The sequence below is a fragment of the Actinoplanes aureus genome, from assembly GCF_015704865.1.
In the GTDB taxonomy this organism is placed as follows: domain Bacteria; phylum Actinomycetota; class Actinomycetes; order Mycobacteriales; family Micromonosporaceae; genus Actinoplanes; species Actinoplanes aureus.
In genome coordinates this window covers 1-1095 of the sequence record NZ_JADQTO010000096.1, presented here as the reverse complement: position 1 = coordinate 1095, position 1095 = coordinate 1, and the positions used below count along the sequence as shown (strand labels likewise).

Below are 1095 nucleotides of genomic sequence, written 5' to 3'. Positions count from 1 at the left end.
CTAAGCAGGTAGCCAGAAGTTCTGTACGCAACGCGCTCGGTTAGAGGGACATACCAACACAAAGACCTCGTCGTGGGTTCGGATCGAGTTTCCACACAACAACCCGAACCACGACGAGGTCTGCCGCCAGTATGCGCCCTGCGCACCGCTTTGCCGTGCTCACTGAGCAGCAACACACCGAACTGATTACCGCTCTGCAGGGACCATGGCGGACCGCCACCCGGATGTTGATGATCGTGCTGTCCGCCGCCGGCTGGTCCGCGCCGGAGATCGCCGACCTGCTTTCCTGCGACCCCAAGACCGTCCGCGCCTGGATCGCACGCCATGAGCGCGAAGGCCTGGCCGGGCTGCCGGACCGGCCCCGCACCGGCCGGCCCCGCACGGGCAGCCGACGGCTGGGCCAGCATATTCACCGGCTGCTCACCACGCCGAGAGCCTGGACCACCGCGCGGATCTGGCGCGCTCTCGGTAGGCCCGCGCTGAGTCTGTCCACGCTGCGCCGCCGCATCCGAGAGCAGGGCCGCTGGTGCCGACCCCGGCTGATCGCCAAGAGCGACCCGGACCGCGACCAGATCTGCGCGAGCATCCGCCAGCGCATCGCCGCGCTGCCTGCCGGATCGGTGGTCCTGGCCGAAGACGAAACCCATCTTGACCTGCTCGCCCGGGTGCGTGCCTGCTGGCAGCCGACCGGCCTGCGCTATCGGGTCCTGACCCCGGGCACGAACCTGCGCCGTACCGTGCACGGCGCGATCAACCTGGCCACCGGCGCCGTGCACCACCACGTCAGCGTCCGCAACGTCTCCGAGGTGTTCTGCTACTTCCTGCAACAGCTACTCGACGCCTACCCGCACGCCGCCGTCGTCGCCGTGATCTGCGACAACGGCGGCACCCACCACAGCAAGACCACCCAGCGCTGGCTGGCCGAGCACCCCCGCCTGTTGCTGATCGAAGGCGCTAAATACAGCCCGCAGGACAACCCCGTCGAGCGGATCTGGGCCGCGATGAAACACAAACTCGCCAACACCGCACCGGCCACGATGGCCGACCGCGTACGTCAGGCACATGCCTTCTTCCGCCACCGCACCGCCGCCGAAA

At 68.1% G+C, this 1095-nt stretch carries 1 protein-coding gene; it reads left to right on the top strand.

What is annotated here, in order from left to right; all coding sequences use genetic code 11:
• Positions 1 to 131: 131 nt before the first annotated feature.
• Positions 132 to 1095: IS630 family transposase (locus tag I4J89_RS49080; RefSeq protein WP_196421099.1), on the top strand; the 964-nt coding region annotated here is incomplete at its 3' end.